13 protein-coding genes are annotated in these 15,759 nt (G+C 76.8%); 10 read left to right on the top strand and 3 right to left on the bottom strand.

The genetic code is table 11. The features are described from left to right. The first annotated feature begins 206 nt into the window (after nt 1–206). On the top strand, nt 207–743 hold the full coding sequence (locus SH587_RS19350; protein WP_320672298.1) for a hypothetical protein: 537 nt from the start codon (nt 207–209) through the stop codon (nt 741–743). Here the strand turns inward: SH587_RS19350 and SH587_RS19345 are convergent. Next, nucleotides 740–1,192: a response regulator gene (locus SH587_RS19345; RefSeq protein WP_320672297.1), complete on the bottom strand. Its 453-nt coding sequence runs from the start codon at nt 1,190–1,192 to the stop codon at nt 740–742. The genes SH587_RS19350 and SH587_RS19345 overlap by 4 nt on opposite strands. Before the next feature lie 192 nt (nt 1,193–1,384). On the opposite strand from SH587_RS19345, the gene SH587_RS19340 reads away from it, so the two are divergent. Then, a complete protein-coding gene (locus tag SH587_RS19340; RefSeq protein WP_320672296.1) occupies nt 1,385–2,980 on the top strand; it encodes an FAD-dependent thymidylate synthase in 1,596 nt (531 codons plus the stop codon). A gap of 12 nt (nt 2,981–2,992) precedes the next feature. Here the strand turns inward: SH587_RS19340 and SH587_RS19335 are convergent, their stop codons facing one another. Further along, entirely contained in the window at nt 2,993–4,129 is a 1,137-nt protein-coding gene (locus tag SH587_RS19335) for a glycosyltransferase family 4 protein (protein ID WP_320672295.1), read from the bottom strand. 213 nt (nt 4,130–4,342) lie between these two features. On the opposite strand from SH587_RS19335, the gene SH587_RS19330 reads away from it, so the two are divergent. The 4 genes from SH587_RS19330 (at nt 4,343) to SH587_RS19315 (ending at nt 9,095) form a co-directional block, all read left to right on the top strand. After that, a complete protein-coding gene (locus SH587_RS19330; protein WP_320672294.1) occupies nt 4,343–5,176 on the top strand; it encodes a JmjC domain-containing protein in 834 nt (277 codons plus the stop codon). Between the two features lie 83 nt (nt 5,177–5,259). Further along, nucleotides 5,260–6,264: a polysaccharide deacetylase family protein gene (locus SH587_RS19325; protein ID WP_320672293.1), complete on the top strand. Its 1,005-nt coding sequence runs from the start codon at nt 5,260–5,262 to the stop codon at nt 6,262–6,264. 91 nt (nt 6,265–6,355) lie between these two features. Further along, a complete protein-coding gene (locus SH587_RS19320) occupies nt 6,356–7,852 on the top strand; it encodes a tyrosine-protein kinase domain-containing protein (RefSeq protein WP_320672292.1) in 1,497 nt (498 codons plus the stop codon). Between the two features lie 7 nt (nt 7,853–7,859). Further along, nucleotides 7,860–9,095: a glycosyltransferase gene (locus SH587_RS19315; protein WP_320672291.1), complete on the top strand. Its 1,236-nt coding sequence runs from the start codon at nt 7,860–7,862 to the stop codon at nt 9,093–9,095. On the opposite strand, the gene SH587_RS19310 is transcribed toward SH587_RS19315, so the two are convergent. Next, nucleotides 9,071–10,234 carry a glycosyltransferase family 4 protein gene (locus SH587_RS19310; protein WP_320672290.1) on the bottom strand — a complete coding sequence of 388 codons (1,164 nt, stop codon included), beginning with the start codon at nt 10,232–10,234 and terminating at the stop codon, nt 9,071–9,073. The genes SH587_RS19315 and SH587_RS19310 overlap by 25 nt on opposite strands. A 168-nt stretch (nt 10,235–10,402) precedes the next feature. Between SH587_RS19310 and SH587_RS19305 the strand changes: the two genes are divergently transcribed. The 4 genes from SH587_RS19305 to SH587_RS19290 are packed head-to-tail and all read left to right on the top strand — an operon-like array spanning nt 10,403 to nt 15,759. Next, on the top strand, nt 10,403–11,638 hold the full coding sequence (locus tag SH587_RS19305; RefSeq protein WP_320672289.1) for a glycosyltransferase family 4 protein: 1,236 nt from the start codon (nt 10,403–10,405) through the stop codon (nt 11,636–11,638). Beyond that, complete coding sequence (locus tag SH587_RS19300; RefSeq protein WP_320672288.1) at nt 11,631–12,803, top strand: glycosyltransferase family 4 protein; 1,173 nt, start codon at nt 11,631–11,633, stop codon at nt 12,801–12,803. Before SH587_RS19305 ends, SH587_RS19300 begins: the two co-directional genes overlap by 8 nt. Beyond that, on the top strand, nt 12,803–14,254 hold the full coding sequence (locus tag SH587_RS19295) for an O-antigen ligase family protein (RefSeq protein WP_320672287.1): 1,452 nt from the start codon (nt 12,803–12,805) through the stop codon (nt 14,252–14,254). The genes SH587_RS19300 and SH587_RS19295 overlap by 1 nt, the downstream gene beginning before the upstream one ends. Then, complete coding sequence (locus tag SH587_RS19290; RefSeq protein WP_320672286.1) at nt 14,251–15,759, top strand: oligosaccharide flippase family protein; 1,509 nt, start codon at nt 14,251–14,253, stop codon at nt 15,757–15,759. Before SH587_RS19295 ends, SH587_RS19290 begins: the two co-directional genes overlap by 4 nt.

Below are 15,759 nucleotides of genomic sequence, written 5' to 3'. Positions count from 1 at the left end.
CCCCGATCGGAGGAGGCGACGGGTCGGCCGGGGGGTCGACGTTCACCGTCGCGACCCCCCGGTCGGACGATGGCGGCGGGTCGGCGCGGCCGCGACGATCGACGTCAGTGTCGTTCGCTGCGGCCACCCCGTCGTCGGTCCCCCATCGGACCGATGTCCGCCGACCGCGTTCCCGCGGTCGCCGGTGGCGACGGCGGACGGCACTGGTGGTGGTGCTGCTCGGCGCCGGCCCGCTGCTGGCCCCGGTCGGCGCTCACGCGGCGGACGAGTCCTGCTCAGCGGCCCACGCGCGGGTCGCCGGCGGGCCGACCGCGGTCGGCTACGCGGAGACCGGTGCGGTCGGCGTGCTGCCGCCGGCCAACGGCTGCGACCTGGGCGACGGCGGCACGGCCGGCGTCGCCGGAGCGGTCGCGGGCGGCCGCACGACGCTGGCCGACGCGCCGCCGATCGTCCGCCGCCCGGCCCGCGACGGCGGCCGTGACCGGACCGGTGCCGCCGGCGACCGCGAGCCGGCCGACGACCGGCTGGCGGCCCAGGTGCCGGCGGGCGGCGCCTCGGGCGGCGACGGGGGCGGGAGCGGGAGCGGCCCGGACGTGGCCGACCAGCCGTCGGCGACGGCGGCCGGCGGCGGCGACGGCGGCGGGCCGTCGCGGACGGTGCTGCTGGTCGGCGGGCTGATCGCGCTGCTGCTGGCCGTCGCGCTGCTGCTGCACGGCGGCCGCGTCGAGCAGGCGCGAACCTAGGCGTCGGCCGGCGGACGAGCGACGTCGAGCAGCGCCGCGCAGACCGCTGCCCGGGTCATCGACTTGTCGAGCAGCAGGTCGCCGCCGGCGGCGACCAGGGCCTGGCCGTGGTCGTCGTCGACGTCGGCCGTCATCAGCACCAGCCGGGTCGCCGGGGCGTCGCCGCGGCTGCGCAGCGCGTCGACCACCTCGAGCCCGGTCATCCCCGGCATCCGCATGTCGAGCAGGGCGACGTCGGGACGCAATCGCAGGATCGCCTCCAGGGCCGAGATCCCGTCCTCGACCTCGGCCACCAGCGAGAGCGGCGGCCGGCGGGCGATCGCGCGGGCGATCCCGTCGCGGTAGCGGGGGTAGTCGTCGGCGAGGACGACGGTGATCGGCGGCGGCGCGGGGGCGGGCGCGGCGACCAGCGTCGGAGTACGGGGATCGGCGGAGCCGCTGTCGAGCATCGGGGTGCGGGGGCGGCGCGCAGGCGCCAGGGGTGGGGCGAGCGGCGGAGTACGCCGGCCTCGGGACGGGGGGATCCCGACGGTGACTGTTTGCACCGTCCACGCGAACGATAGCCGCAGCTCATCCGGAGATCCAGCGTGAAATCCACGGACCGCCGTTCCGACCGTCGAGCGCGCTACGGTGGCCGACCCGTGCGTTACCCCGTCGACGACCTGACCGACGACGAGCGGGCGCGCGTCGCGCCGCACGTCACCGACCTGGAACGGCCGGTCTTCGGGCTGGTCAACCTGCCGGAGACGGTCAAGGGCGCGCTCTTCGCCCGCTACAGCCGCTACCCCGGCACGCTGCGGCGGCTGTTCCTCGACGAGTTCGCCGACTCGCTGCCCGCGGGCGCCGGGGCGGCGGCCTGGGACAGCGGCGAGGGCCAGCGGGCGAGCGAGCTCTACGACCGGATCTTCCTCGGCTTCGGCGACGACTCGGTCGCCCAGCTCGGCGGGCTCCACGTGGCCGCCGAGTGGTGCTCGAACGTGCTGACGAAGATCCTCCAGCGGCCGCGGATCGGCGCCTACCTGGAGCAGTCGACGCGCTACATCGCCTACGACGCGCCGATGCCCGGCGGCGGCTACCGCTACTACCGCGACGGCGATCTCGGGCCGGGCTACGCGGCGGCGATGGACGACCTGTTCGCGATCTACGGCGACCTGCTGCCGCGGGTGACGGCCTGGTGCGCCGAGGCCTATCCGGCCGCCGACGGCACGCCGGCGGGGGTCCACGAGCGGGCGATCCGGGCCAAGGCGCTCGACCTGCTGCGCGGGCTGCTGCCGGCCTCGACCCTCAGCCACGTCGGGATCTACGCCTCGGGCCAGACCTACGAGCAGCTGATCCTGCACCTGCTGGGCCACCCGCTGCCGGAGGCCCGCCAGTACGGCCGCTGGATCCTCGACGCGGTCCAGGCGGTCACCCCGAGCTTCGTCAGCCGGGTCGAGCGGCCCGACCGCGGCGGCCGCTGGGTCGAGTACCTGCAGCAGCGCGAGGCCGCGGCCGACCGCTGGGCGGGGCGGCTGGGCCTCGACCGCGCGACGGCTGAGGCGGCGGTCGCCGGGCCGTCGGTGCGGCTGGTGCACGTCGACGGCGACGAGGACGACCTGCTGGCCGGGCTGCTCTACGAGGCGGCCGCGGTCGACGAGGGCGCCGCCCGCGCCGCCGTCGCCGGGCTGGCGGGGGAGGAGCGCGCGCGGCTGCTGGCCGACCTGGTCGGCGAGCGCGAGAACCGCCGCCATCGCCCCGGCCGCGGGCTCGAGCGGCTGCGCTACCGGTTCGAGGTCGTCAGCGACTACGGCGCCTTCCGCGACCTCCAGCGGCACCGGATGCTGACCGTCCAGTGGCAGCGGCTGACCCCGGAGCTGGGCGCCGAGGTGCCGGACGAGGTCGAGCGGGCCGGCGGCGGCGACGACTACCGGCGGGCGCTGGCGCGGTCGGCCGAGGCATGGCAGGCGCTGGTCGACGCCGGCCGCCCGCGCGAGGCCTCCTACGCGGTCGCCCTCGGCTACCGGATCCGCTACGTGCTCGACCTCAACGCCCGCGCGGCGATGCAGCTGATCGAGCTGCGCTCCGGCCGCGAGGGCCACCCCTCCTACCGCGCGGTCGCGCACGAGATGCAGCGGCTGATCGGCGAGGTCCACCCGACCGTCGCCGCCGCGATGCGCCACGTCGACACGACCACCGAGCCGCGGCTGGAGCGGATGCTGAGCGAGATGCGCGCCGACGCGCGGCTCCGCGGCGGCTGACCGGCCGCGCGCTCAGGCCCGCCGGCGCCGCGGCTGGCCATCTGGGGCCAGCTCGTCGTAGACGTCGAGCAGCGCGGCCGACCAGGCGTCGAGCGAGCGGCGCGCGACCACGCCCTCGCGGGTGCGGGCGGTCCGCTCGGCCCGCTGCTGCGGGCTCCACGCCAGGACCTCTTCGAGGCCGCCGGCCAGCGCGGCCGGCCGGCGGTCGACGATCAGGCAGGCCGGCAGCCCGTCGGCGGTCACGCGGTGGCTGGGGATGTCGGAGGCGACCACCGGCAGCCCGCACGAGAGCGCCTCGAGGACGGCGAACGGCATCCCCTCGGCGGCGCTCGGGGCGGCCAGCAGGTCGGCGGCGGCGTAGAGGTCGCGGATCCGGTCGGTCGGCTCGACCACCGTCAGGGCCTCGGCGACGCCCAGCTCGGCGGCGGTCCGGCGGGCCTCGTCGGCGGCCCCGACGACGGCGGCGACGAGCGGCCGGCCGCGGCCCCGCAGCTCGGCGACCGCCTCCAGCAGCAGCCGGCCGCCCTTGCGCTCCCAGTCCCAGCCGAGGAACAGCGCCAGCGGCTGCTCCCCGGGCACGCCGAGGGCGGCGCGGGCCGCCTGCCGCTCGGCCGCCGACGGGGGCGCGAAGGCGGCGGTGTCGATCCCGTTCGGCAGCAGCGTCACCCGCGACCGCAGCGCCCGCCGGCGGCGCAGCTGCTCGTCGATCTCGGGTCCGACCGACAGCAGCCGGTCGACGGCCCGGCCCGGGCCGTGCAGCAGCGCGGCGTTGCGGGCCCGCATCAGCGGCTGCTCGTGGAGCGGCGTGTGGACGTGCCAGACGATCGCCGTCTGCGGCCGGCGGCCGGCGGCCAGCACCGCGGGGACGTCCCAGCGCGAGAAGTGGCTGTGGAGCAGCAGCGGCCCCGGCTCGGCCAGGCGCGCGGCCAGGGCGCGGCCGGCGGCCCGTCGCGGGCGCGCCTCGGCGGTCCAGGCGGCGAAGCCGTCGCGCTGCAGCTCGCGGTACCAGGGACGGTCGTCGGCCTCGGGCGTGAACCCGGCCTCGAACCGCCAGCCGCGCTGCTCGACCGCGCGCGCCGCGGCCCGGATCATCGGCACGAACGATCCGGGGTAGGGGCCGCCGTAGGCCGACAGGTGAAGGACGCGCATCGGGCGGGAGCGTACCCCCGGTTCGCCGTCCCAGCGGGCGATTGGCGCGTCGCCACGGTCCGGCTCCGCCGATCGGTGGAGCGCCGCCACCCCCGTCCGGACGGGGCCCGATCCACCACCTGATCGTTCGGTCGTCCGATGCAGTTGCCGCGCCGGCACCGCCACGATGGTCGTCGGAGTCCTACGACCGACCGTCGCCCTGGGGGCCACCCGTTGATCACCATCCCGTCCTCGCGCTTCCACGGCGCCTACGGCCAGCAGCCGCTGGCCGTCGCCCACGACCTCGACGGTCACGACCTGCTGCGGCTGGAGTCGCTGGTGGCCCTGGCCGCCCGCCATCCCGCCGACCTGGTCGAGCACAACATCGGCGACGTGCCGGTCTCGAACCCGGGCGGCGTCGCGCCGCGGATCGAGCTCGACCCGGCCCAGGTGCTGGCCGACATCGCCGACAACGGCTGCTGGATGGTGCTCAAGCACGTGCAGCGCGACCCGGCCTACCGGGCGCTGCTCGACCGCGTCCTCGACGAGGCCGGCGCCGCCGTGCCTCCGGGCGAGGAGACGACCCACATGCGCGAGGCGTTCGTCTTCGTCTCCGGTCCCGGCGCCGTGACCCCGGCCCACATCGACCCGGAGCAGAACTTCCTGCTCCAGGTGCGCGGCAGCAAGGCGATGCACGTCGGCCGCTTCGCCGACGACGCCGTCCGGACCCGCGAGCTGGAGCGCTACTACTCCGGCGCCCACCGCAACATCGAGGCCACGCCGACCGACGAGCAGGTCTTCGAGCTGCAGCCGGGCGACGGCGTCTACGTGCCGCCGAACGCGCCCCACTGGGTCCAGAACGGCAGCGAGGTGTCGATCTCGCTCTCGGTCACCTGGCGTACACGGCAAACAGAGCGCTACAGTGCGATCTGGGCGATGAACCACCGGCTGCGGTCGCGTGGTCACGATCCCAGGAATCCCGGCGAGAGCGCGCTGGCCGACTCGGCGAAGGTCACCGCTGTGCGGCTGATCCGGCTCCGCAACCGCCTGCGCCGGGGGCACTCGTAGCCGTCCCCGCCACAGCCCTTGTCCCGACCGATACCCGTCGCCACCCCCACCCGGCCGGCCGGGAGCGCGGCCGGGAGCCGGCGATGAGGCTGGTCCACCCGCGGCGCGCGCTGGCGCCGGCGCTCGACCGCGCCGGCCTGCTGCCGGCGCTGCTGCGGCGCGGGCGCGGCTGGCGCGGGGTGCTGGTGCTGGCCTACCACCGGGTCGTCGAGGCGCCGGGCCCGCGGGCGTTCCGCGGCGTCTGGAGCACCGATCCGGCCGGCTTCGCGGCCCAGCTCGACGTGCTCGCCGAGCACTGCGAGGTGGTGCCGATCGAGGACGTGCCGCGCTACCACGGCGTCCGCGGCCGGCGGGTCGCGATCACCGTCGACGACTGCTACGTCGACTCCTACGCGGTGATGTTCCCCGCCCTCCGCGCCCGCGGGATGCCGGCGGCCTTCTTCCTGCCGTCGGGGATCATCGACCGGCGGGTGGTCGCCTTCTGGGACCAGGTGGCGTGGCTCGGCGGCGGACTGCCGGAGGACGAGCGGCTGCCGGAGGACGAGCTGGTGGCGGCCTACGGGGCGCTCCGCCACGACCAGCAGGCCGGCTTCCTCGACGACCTCGCCGCGCGCTCGCGCCGCGAGCCGCTGACCCCGGCCATGGTCGACGACGACTGGATGACCTGGGACATGGCCCGCGAGATGGCCGCCGCCGGGATGACGATCGGCGGCCACACCGACAGCCACCCGATCCTCAGCCGGCTGCCGGTCGCCGAGCAGCGGCGCGAGATCGCGCTCGGGGTCGAGCGGATCGCCGACGAGCTGGGGGAGCGGCCGACGACCTTCGCCTACCCGGTCGGCGGCCCGGCCGCGTTCGGGCCCGAGACGGCGGCGATCGTCCGCGAGCTCGGCCTGGTCGGCTACAGCATCTACGGGCGCCCGGCCGGCGGCGGGGCCTGGGATCCGGCCAACGCCCGCCGGGTGGCGATCGACGGCGACGCCACCAACGTCCGCGCGATCGTCGGCCTGCCCACCGTCTTCGCCGTCCCGTGGCCGCCGCCGGCGCTGGTCCGGCGGAGCGCGTCGACCCGCCGCACGCCGGCCTGACCCGCCTCTGCCGCGACCCGATGTACAGCGACTACACTGATCGACGCCGCCGCGCCCTCGCCGGCCGCCGGCTTCCGGGGGGAACCGACCGATGAACGACGCCTTCGCCGCCTCGCCCGATCCGTCACGGGACGGGTCGCTGACCTCGCTGGTCCAGGCGCTCCGCAACCGGCTCTGGGTCGTGATCGCCGTCGTCGTGCTCGTGGTCGGCGTCGCGGTGCTGGTCTCGGCGCTGCGCGAGCCCTCCTACGAGGCCTCGGCCGACCTGATCGTGACGCCGGTCTCGGCCGACGATCCGAGCTTCCTGGCGATCCCCGTCCTGCGCGAGTCGAACGACCCGTCGCGGACGATCCAGACCGCCGCCAGCGTGATCAAGTCGCCCCAGATCGCGGCCGAGGCCGCGCGCCGGATCGGCGGCGGGATCGACGGCTCGGCCGTCTCCGACGCGATCACGATCGAGCCGCTCGGGGCCAGCAACCTGGTCTCGGTGACGGCCCAGGCCAGCTCGCCGCAGCAGGCGCAGAAGCTGGCCAGCGCCTACGCCCGCGCGGCGCTCGACTTCCGCGACCAGCTGGTCCGGACCCGGGTCGACGCGGCGCTGGCCGGGATCACCGCCACCGACCCGACCGCCCAGGCGCGCCGGGTCCAGCTGGGGATCGTGCGCAAGGTCGGCGATCCGACGATCGGGCTGGCCCAGGACGCGCGGGTGCCGACGGCGCCGATCGGGGCCTCGAAGGCGCTGACCCTGGCCGTCGCGCTGATCGCCGGCCTGATCCTCGGCGGCCTCGCCGCGCTGCTGATGGAGCGGGTCGACCGCCGGGTCGGCGACCGCAGCGAGCTGATCGCCGAGATCCCGATCCCGGTCCTGGCGCGGGTCCCGCCGCTGCCCCGCGGACGCCGCGGGCTCGACGTGCCACCGGCGGTCAGAGAGGCGTTCCGGACGCTCCAGATCCAGCTCGACATGCGCCGCGGCAACGGCTGCCGCAGCGTGATGCTGACCAGCGCCAGCAGCGGCGACGGCAAGACGACCGCGGTCCTCAACCTGGCCTTCGCCCTGGTCGGCGCCGGCCACCGCGTGATCGTGATCGACTTCGACCTCCGCAAGCCCGACCTCGAGCGGCAGCTGGGCCTGGAGGCCTCGCGCGGGCTGGTGACGCTGCTGGGGAGCGAGACGCCGCTGGCCGAGCTGCTGCACGCCGCCCCGCGGCTGGCGCCGCTGCGGGTGGTGCCCGCGGCCGGGCAGCCCGGCGACGTGGCGCTGCTGCCGGTGCTGGCGCGGCGGCTCGACGCGATCCTGGCCGAGGCCGAGCAGCTGGCCGACTACGTGATCATGGACACCGCCCCGCTCGGCGAGGTCGGCGACGCGCTGGCGATCGTCGAGCACGCCGACGACGTGCTGCTCGTCGGCCGGCCCGGTTGGACCGACCAGCGCGCGCTCGAGGTGATGGCCGGGCTGCTGGAGCGCAGCAGCGTGATCCCGACCGGCTGGATCATCAGCGGCGACGAGGTCGCACCGCCCTCGTACTACTTCGATCCCGAGGAGCCCGCGGGCGGCTCCTCGCGGCGTGGGAAGTCCGGCACGGCCTAGCGCGCCGATGCGGGTCGCCTACGTCGTCTCGCGGTTCCCGCAGATCTCCGAGACGTTCATCGTCCGCGAGCTCGACGAGGTCGCGGCGGCCGGGGTCGCGATCGAGCTGTTCTCGCTCTTCGGGGTCCCGGACGGCGCGGTCGCGCACCCGCGGGCCGCGCCGTGGGTCGCGCGTCTGCACCGCGGGCGCCCCGTCCGCGGGCTCGCCGCGCTCGGCTGGTGGGGGCTGCGGCGGCCGCTGCGGCTGGGCGGCTCGCTGGCGGCGATCGCCTGGGGCCACCGGCGCTCGCCGCGGCACCTGCTGCGGGCGCTGGCGACCGCGGTCCTGGCCGCCGACCACGCGCGGACGATGCAACGGCTGGGGGTCGCGCGGGTCCACGCCCACTACGCCACCTACCCGGCCCTGACCGCCTGGCTGGTGCGGCGGCTGACGGGGCTGCCGTACGGCTTCACCGCCCACGCCCACGACCTCTACGTCGACCGCTCGTTCCTCCGCCGCAAGGTCGAGGACGCCGACCTGGTGGTGACGATCTCGCGCTTCAACCAGCGGCTGCTGCGCCAGGTGGCGCCGGCCGCCCGCCGGATCGAGGTCGTCCACATGGGCGTCGATCCGACGGCCTACGCGTTCCGCCCGCGGACGCTGCCGGCGACCGGCCCGGTGCGGCTGCTGTGCGTCGCGAGCCTGCAGGAGTACAAGGGCCACGCCGTGCTGCTGGCGGCGCTCGACGGCCGCCCCGAGCTGGCCCGGATCGAGCTCGACCTGGTCGGCGACGGGCCGCTGCGGGCGACGCTGGAGGCCGACGCGGCGGCCCGCGGGCTGGCCGCGCGGGTCCGCTTCCACGGCGGCCAGCCGGAGCAGCGGGTGCGCGAGCTGCTGGAGGCCGCCGACGGCTTCGTGCTGCCGAGCGTGGTCGCTCGCGACGGCCAGATGGAGGGCCTGCCGGTGGCGCTGATGGAGGCGCTGGCGGTCGGGCTGCCGACGGTCACGACGCGACTCTCGGGGATCCCGGAGCTGGTCGTCGACGGCGAGACCGGGCTGCTGGCCGAGCCGGCCGACCCGCGCGCGCTCGGCGACGCGCTGGCCCGGCTGCTGGCCGATCCGGCGGCCGCCCGCACGCGGGCCGCGGCCGGGCGCCGGCACGTCGAGGCGGCGTTCGACCTGCGGACGGTCGGCGCGACGATGGCCGCGCTGGTGGTCGATCCCGACGCGCCGCTGGCTCAGCCCGAGGGGGTGGCGTCATAGACCGCCAGCAGCCGATCGGCGGCCGCGCTCCAGGAGTAGCGGTCGACGACCAGCGCCCGCGCCGCCTCGGCCAGGGCCCGGCGGCGGGCGCCGTCGCGCAGCAGCGCCAGGCAGGCGTCGGCGAACTCGGCCGGCGACTCGGCGGCCAGGTAGTGCTCGCCGGGGCGGCCGTCGTCGACCCCCTGGACGGCGAGCGCGTTGGCGACCAGCGGGGTGCCGGCGCTGAACGCCTCCAGGACCTTGTTCTTGATCCCCGAGCCGGTGAACATCGGGATCGCCGCGACGGCCGCCCGGTGCAGCTCGTCGACCATCCGCGGGACCGGTCCGACGACGTCGACCCCGGGCAGCTCGGCGAGCTTGGCGACCGCCGCCGCCGGCCGCATCCCGACCAGCCGCAGCCGCGCCTCGGGCAGCTCGCGCCGGACCAGCGGCAGCACCTCGGCGGCCAGCCAGCGCGACGGCTCGACGTTGTGGAAGTAGCCGAGGTTGCCGAAGAAGACGATCTCCGGCGGGCGCTCGTCGGGGGCGGCGAAGGGGACGGCGTCGGGGTCGACCCCGTTGGCCACGACGGCGGCGCCGGCCAGCGCGGGGACGTCGTCGCGGTCGGCGGCGGAGACGACCGACATCGTGTCGGCGCGGGCGGCGGCGACGGCCTCGTAGCGGCCGACCAGCCGCGACTCGAGCCGGAAGACGGCGCGGGCGGGACCGCGGCTGGCCTCGGCCCGCGAGGCCATGTTCACGGAGTAGGCGTCCATCACGTCGAGGTGCCGGTGCCAGGGCCCGGCGGGCAGGTACGGCGCCATCCGCACCATGTGGGCGTGGACCACGTCGGGCCGCAGCTCGTCGATCGTCTGGGCGATCACCCGCCGCAGCCGCAGGTCCTGGTAGACCCGCACCTGGAGCGGGGTGCAGGGGGCGGTCGTGGCGTTGGCCAGCAGGGTCCCCGAGGGCGAGCGCGGGACGACCACGACGTCGACCCCGGGCAGCGGCTCGACCCGGGCGCGGGCCTCGTGGTCGCCGGTGCAGAGGAGGGTCACCGAGGCCCGCCGTCCGAGCTGCCGGGCGAGCTCCAGCGCGCGCAGCTGGTCGCCGCGCGTCGGGGGCCACGGAGCGCGCGGCGTGAGGAACAGGATCCGCATCGTCGAGAGCGGCCGGATCAGGCCCGGGAACCCCGGTGGGGACTGGGGATTCGTGGGTTCGGGGCCGGCCTAGCTGACAGTGCATACATGGGCGGTTCGATGATACCCTCCCGGGGTGGCGGGGGCGCCTGGGTCGGGTCCGGGCGTGGGTCCGTCCGGAGCCTTCCCGTGCCTCTCCTCGACGATCGAACCGCGCCCGCGGTCCCGACGCTCCCGGACGCTCGCCGGCTGCGCGTGCTGGCCGTGATCGACCACCTGGTCGGCGGCGGCGCCGAGCGCGCGGCGGTCGAACTGGCGCTGCGGCTGGCGGAGCGCCACGAGGTCGCGATCGCGGCCTCGCGGATGGGTCGCGGACCGGCCTCCGACGCGGTCGCCGAGGCGGTCGAGGAGCTGCGCCGCGGCGGGGTCCGGGTGCTGGCGCTGGGCCGCACGCGGACCCGGCGGGTGGGGGAGTGGCGACCGCTGCTGGGCGCGATGCGGCGCAACGGCTGCGACGTCGTCCACACCCACATGGTCGGGTCGAACTTCTGGGGTCCGTGGCTGCGCGGCGGCGGGGGCGCCGGGGCCTGGGTCGCGCACGAGCACTCCGGCTTCGCCCGCGGCGACGAGGGCCGCGCCGAGGCGCTGGTCAACCCGTGGATCGTCGGCCGCTTCGCCGACCGCGTGATCGTCCCCTCGCGGTGGTCGGCGCGCGAGATGGCCGCCCACCACGGGGTCCCGGCCGCCCGGATGCGGGTGGTGCCGAACGGCGCGCCGCCGGCGGCGGCCGACGGCGACGGTCGCCGCGACGCGGTCCGGGCCGAGCTGGGCGTGGCCGCCGGCGATCCGCTGATCGTGGTGGTCGCGATGCTGCGGCCGGAGAAGGGCCAGGAGGTCGCCGTGCGGGCGCTGGCGCGGTTGCGCCGGCACCACCCGACGGCGGTCCTGGCGCTGGCCGGGGCGGGCACCGTCCAGGATCCCGCCGGCACCCGCCCGGCGCTCGAGCGGCTGGCTGCCGAGGCCGGCGTCGGCGACGGCGTCCGCTTCCTCGGCCGCCGCGGCGACGTCGACGACCTGCTGGCCGCGGCCGACGTCGCGCTGCTGCCCTCGCAGGTCGAGAACCTGCCGCTGGCGCTGGTCGAGTACATGCGCTCCGGGACCCCGATCGTGACCACCGACCCGGGCGGCGTCGGCGAGCTGGTCGACGACGGCGAGCACGCGCTGGTGGTGCCGTGCGGCGACGACCAGGCGATGGCCGCCGCGCTGCGACGGGCGATCGACGACCCGGCCGCCGCGGCCGCGCGGGCGCGGGCGGCGCGCGAGCGGTTCGCCGCCCGCTTCACCTGGGACGCGATCGTGCCCCAGGTCGAGGCGGTCTACCGCGAGGCCCTGGCCGCGCGCGCGGGAGGCCGTCGTGGTGGCTGAGGCGACGATCGCGACGCGCGAGCTGCACGTCCACGCCCTGATCGACTACCTGGGCTTCGGCGGCGCCGAGGCGGTGCTGGCCGAGCTGGCCGCGGTCGCGCCGAGCGTCGGGATCCGGCTGACCGTCGGCTGCCTCAGCCGCGAGCACATCGACGGCGGCGCCGGCCGCCGGATCGTCGACGCCGGGATCGCCCCGGAGTACCTGGGCACCTCGACCCTGATCGGCCGCGCCGACCGCGCGCGGGTCCAGGCGCACCTGGAGCGGGTCCGGCCCGACGTCCTCCACACCCACCTCGACTACGCCGACGTGCTCGGCGGGCTGGCCGCGCGCCGGCTCGGCCTGCCGGCGGTCTCGACCTGGCACTCGGCGGCGATCCTGCCCGGCCTGCGGACGCGGGCGGTCGGCGCCCTCTCGGCCCGGGTCCGGCGCCGCGCCAGCCGCCGGATCGTGACCGTCTCCGAGGCCGCCCGCCGCACCTACCTCGAGCGCTGGCCGGTCGACCCGGCGCGGGTGGTGGCCGTCCACAACGCCGTCGGCCGGGCGCCCGAGCCGGGGGCCGGGGCGGTGATCCGGCGCGAGCTGGGGATCCCGCCGACGGCGCCGGTGCTCGGCGTGCTCTCGATGCTGCGGCCGGAGAAGGGCCACGACGTGACCGCGGCCGCGCTGGCGGCGATCCGCGCCCGCCACCCGGAGCTGCGGGTGATCGTGGCCGGCGACGGGGTCCAGCGGCCGGCGCTCGAACGGGCCGCGGCCCAGCTCGGCGACGGCGTCGTCCACCTGCTCGGGACCCGCCAGGACGTGATGCGGGTGCTCGACGCGGTCGACCTGCTGGTCCAGCCGTCGCGGGCCGAGGCGCTGGGGATGTCGATCATCGAGGGCTTCGCCGCCGGGGTGCCGGCGGTCGCGACCGCGGTCGGCGGGATCCCCGAGGTCGTCGACGAGACGGTCGGCGCGACGATCCCCGCGCCGCCGCAGGCCGCCGACCTGGCCGCCGCCGTCAACCGGCTGCTCGACGACCGCGAGGGGCTGCGGCGGCTGGGCCGGGCGGCCCGCGCCCGCTACGAGCAGCGGTTCTCGGTCTCCCGCTGGGGCCACGCGCTGCGCGTGGTCTACGACCAGGCCCTGGCCGCCGACGGCGCCCCGACCGGGAACGGGGCCCGCTGATGGCGCGCGCGCTCGCCTTCGCCGGGGTCCGGCCCGGGCTCGGCCGCGGCGACGGCCGCCGGTTCCCGCTGCTGCTGGCGGCGGCGATCGGACTCGCCGCGCTGGCGCTCGGCGGGCTCGTGGCCTACGACCCGATGCTCGGCCTCGGGGCGCTCGCCGGCGGCGGGTTCCTGCTGCTGGCCTTCCTCGACCTGCCGCTCGGGCTGGCGGTCTGGCTGGCCGTCCAGAGCCTGGCCGCCGCGCCCGGCACCCACGGCGGCCCGACCGGCACCACCGTGCTGGTGCTGCTCTGCTGGATCGCCCGCGCCGCCCGCGACCCGGCCGCCGTCCGGCGGGCGCTGCGCGAGGCCCGCTGGGCGGTCGGGCTGACCGCGCTGCTGCTGGCCTGGACGGCCGCCTCGCTGCTCTGGGCCGAGCAGCTGGCGCCGGCCCGCACGCTGCTGATCCAGTACGCGATCGCGATGGCCTTCGTGCCGGTGATCGCCACCAGCGACGACCGCGCGCGGGCGGTGATCGCGATCGCCACCGGCTACGTCGCCGGGGTCGTGGTCGCGGTCCTCTACGCGACCGCGCTCGGGACCGTCGACCAGCCCTACCTGCCGATCGCGGGCCGCCCGGGCGAGTCGCAGGGGCGGCTGTGGCTGGGCAACAACGACCCCAACTACCTGGCCTCGACGATCGTCTCGGCGCTGGCGCTGTCGGGCGGGCTGCTGGCGGTGACCCGCCGCCGCGCGTTCCGGATCGCGCTCGTGGCCGGGCTGCCGGTGCTGCTCTACGGGCTGGCGGCGACCCAGTCGCGGGGCGGGATCGTGGCGCTGCTGGTGGTGGCGGTCGCGGCCCCGGTCCTCTGCCGCGGCCGGCGGCTGCAGGTGACCGGCTACCTGGCGGTCGGGCTGGCGGTGGCGGCGATGCTGTTCGTCTCCCAGCCCGGCGCCTTCGAACGGCTCAGCTCGTCGGACTCGCGCGGCGGCACCGGCCGCTCCGACGTCTGGCACGCGGCCTCGCGGGTGACCGCCGAGCACCCGCTGACCGGGGTCGGCGTCGGCAACTTCCAGGTCGTCCTGCCCCGCTACGGTGACCAGCCCGGCCTGGTCACCTACGCCGACTTCATCGTCTCGACGCCGCTCTTCGCGGTCAGCATCTGGTGGCAGGCGCTGTCGGAGACGGGCGTCGTCGGCGGGCTGCTGCTGCTCGCCGCGCTGCTCGCCTGCCTGATCTCGGCGTGGCGGGCGGGCCAGCGCTTCGCCCGCGCGCGACGACCGGACCTCGCGTTCCTGGCCCAGATGGTCCTGACCGGCCAGCTCGGCGCGATCGCCGCCTCGACCTTCCTCTCGAACGCCAACGAGCGGCTCTTCTGGGGCCTGCTGGCGCTCGGCCCGGCGCTGCTGGTGGCGTCGCGCCACGCCACCCGCCCGCCGGCTTCGACCCCGACCTCGCCCGCGGACGCGTGACCGCGGAGGTCGACGACGACGCGCCGTCGATCGGTCGCGACATGCGCCACGGCCTGGTCTGGTCGGTGCTGGCGCTGGTCGGCAGCAAGCTGCTCGGCTTCGTCTCGATCCTGGTGCTGGCGCGGCTGCTGGCGCCCGACGAGTTCGGCACCCTGGCCGCGGTCGTCACCTTCCTGGCCTTCCTCCAGCTCGGCAGCGACCTCGGGATGCAGGCCGCGGTGGTCTACGAGCAGGAGCGGGGGATCAGCCACCGGGTCCACGTCGCCTTCACGCTCAACATCGCGCTGGTCGTCGTCCTGACCGCGGTCGGGCTGGTGCTGGCCGGGCCGATCGCGTCGTTCCTCGGCAGCCCCGACGCCGCCGGGCTGTTCCGGCTCGGGATGCTGAACCTGCTGCTGATGGGGCTCGGCAACGTCCACGACGGGCTGCTGCTGCGCGACATGGCGTTCTCGCGCCGGATCCGGCCCCAGATCGCGCAGTCGGCGGTCCAGGCCGCGGTCTCGATCGTGCTGGCCGTGATCCTGCGCGATGCGACCGCGCTGGTGGTCGGGATGCTCGCCGGCACGGCGGCCTGGGTGGCGATGCAGTGGCGGATGACCCCGTTCCGCCCGCGGCTGGCCTTCGACCGCCGGATCGCGCGCGAGATGATCGGCTACGGCGGCGCGGCGGCGGTGCTCGAGGTGACCGCGCTGGTCGCCACCCGCGCCGACGCGGTGGTGATCGGCAACGTCCTCGGCAGCACCGCGCTCGGCCTCTACGCGATGGCCTTCCGGTTGCCCGAGCTGGTGCTGTCGAACGTCACCTGGACCGTCTCCGGGGTCGCCTTCCCGGCCCTGGCCCGGCAGCGGGCGCGGGGGTTGCAGGACGCGACCGTCCAGCTCTGCCGCTACCTGTCGCTCTACACGCTGCCGGTGGCGGCGCTGCTGATGGTGCTCGCCGACCCGATCGTGGGCACGCTCTTCTCCGACCGCTGGCAGGCCGCCGCGCCGCTGCTGGTAGCGGTCGCCGCGATGCTCGCCGTCCAGACGCTGGTCTTCCCGCTCGGCGACGCGGCCAAGGCGCTCGGCCACCAGCGGACGATGGTGGCGATCAACCTCGTCCACGTGCCGCTGCTCTACGGCGCGATGGTGCTGGCCTCGGACTCCGGGCTGCGGGCGGTGGCCTGGGCCGGGACCGGCGTCAGCCTGCTCCACACCGCCTTCTACCTGGTCTGGATCCGCTCGCTGACCGGGGTTGGTCCGGGAGCGCTGGCCGCGGCGCTGCGGGCGCCGGTGGCGATCGCGCTGGCGGCGGCGGCGGGGGCCGCGGCGGTCCGCTTCCCGCTCGCCGACGCGCCCGACCCGCTGCTGCTGGCGCTGGGGCTGGCCGCCGCGCTGGTCGCGGTGGTGGCGGTCGGCCGGATCGTCGCCCCGGGGCTACCGGCCGAGCTGCTGGGCGGGCGCGACCCGCGCAGCCTGCTGCCCGGCCGCTGGCGGGCGGCCGCGTCGCCGGGGGAGCCGGGCTGA

The organism is Patulibacter defluvii (assembly GCF_034096925.1).
Classification (GTDB): domain Bacteria; phylum Actinomycetota; class Thermoleophilia; order Solirubrobacterales; family Solirubrobacteraceae; genus Patulibacter; species Patulibacter defluvii.
Note: the sequence above shows the minus strand (reverse complement) of the source record. Positions and strands in the feature narration are given on the sequence as shown.

What these genes read in the sequence shown, in the direction of transcription:
- SH587_RS19345 (WP_320672297.1), bottom strand. Translation starts at nt 1,192, where the DNA reads ATGCTCGACAGCGGCTCCGCCGATCCCCGTACTCCGACGCTGGTCGCC.
- SH587_RS19335 (WP_320672295.1), bottom strand. Translation starts at nt 4,129, where the DNA reads ATGCGCGTCCTTCACCTGTCGGCCTACGGCGGCCCCTACCCCGGATCG.
- SH587_RS19325 (WP_320672293.1), top strand. Translation starts at nt 5,260, where the DNA reads ATGAGGCTGGTCCACCCGCGGCGCGCGCTGGCGCCGGCGCTCGACCGC.
- SH587_RS19320 (WP_320672292.1), top strand. Translation starts at nt 6,356, where the DNA reads ATGAACGACGCCTTCGCCGCCTCGCCCGATCCGTCACGGGACGGGTCG.
- SH587_RS19315 (WP_320672291.1), top strand. Translation starts at nt 7,860, where the DNA reads ATGCGGGTCGCCTACGTCGTCTCGCGGTTCCCGCAGATCTCCGAGACG.
- SH587_RS19310 (WP_320672290.1), bottom strand. Translation starts at nt 10,234, where the DNA reads ATGCGGATCCTGTTCCTCACGCCGCGCGCTCCGTGGCCCCCGACGCGC.
- SH587_RS19295 (WP_320672287.1), top strand. Translation starts at nt 12,803, where the DNA reads ATGGCGCGCGCGCTCGCCTTCGCCGGGGTCCGGCCCGGGCTCGGCCGC.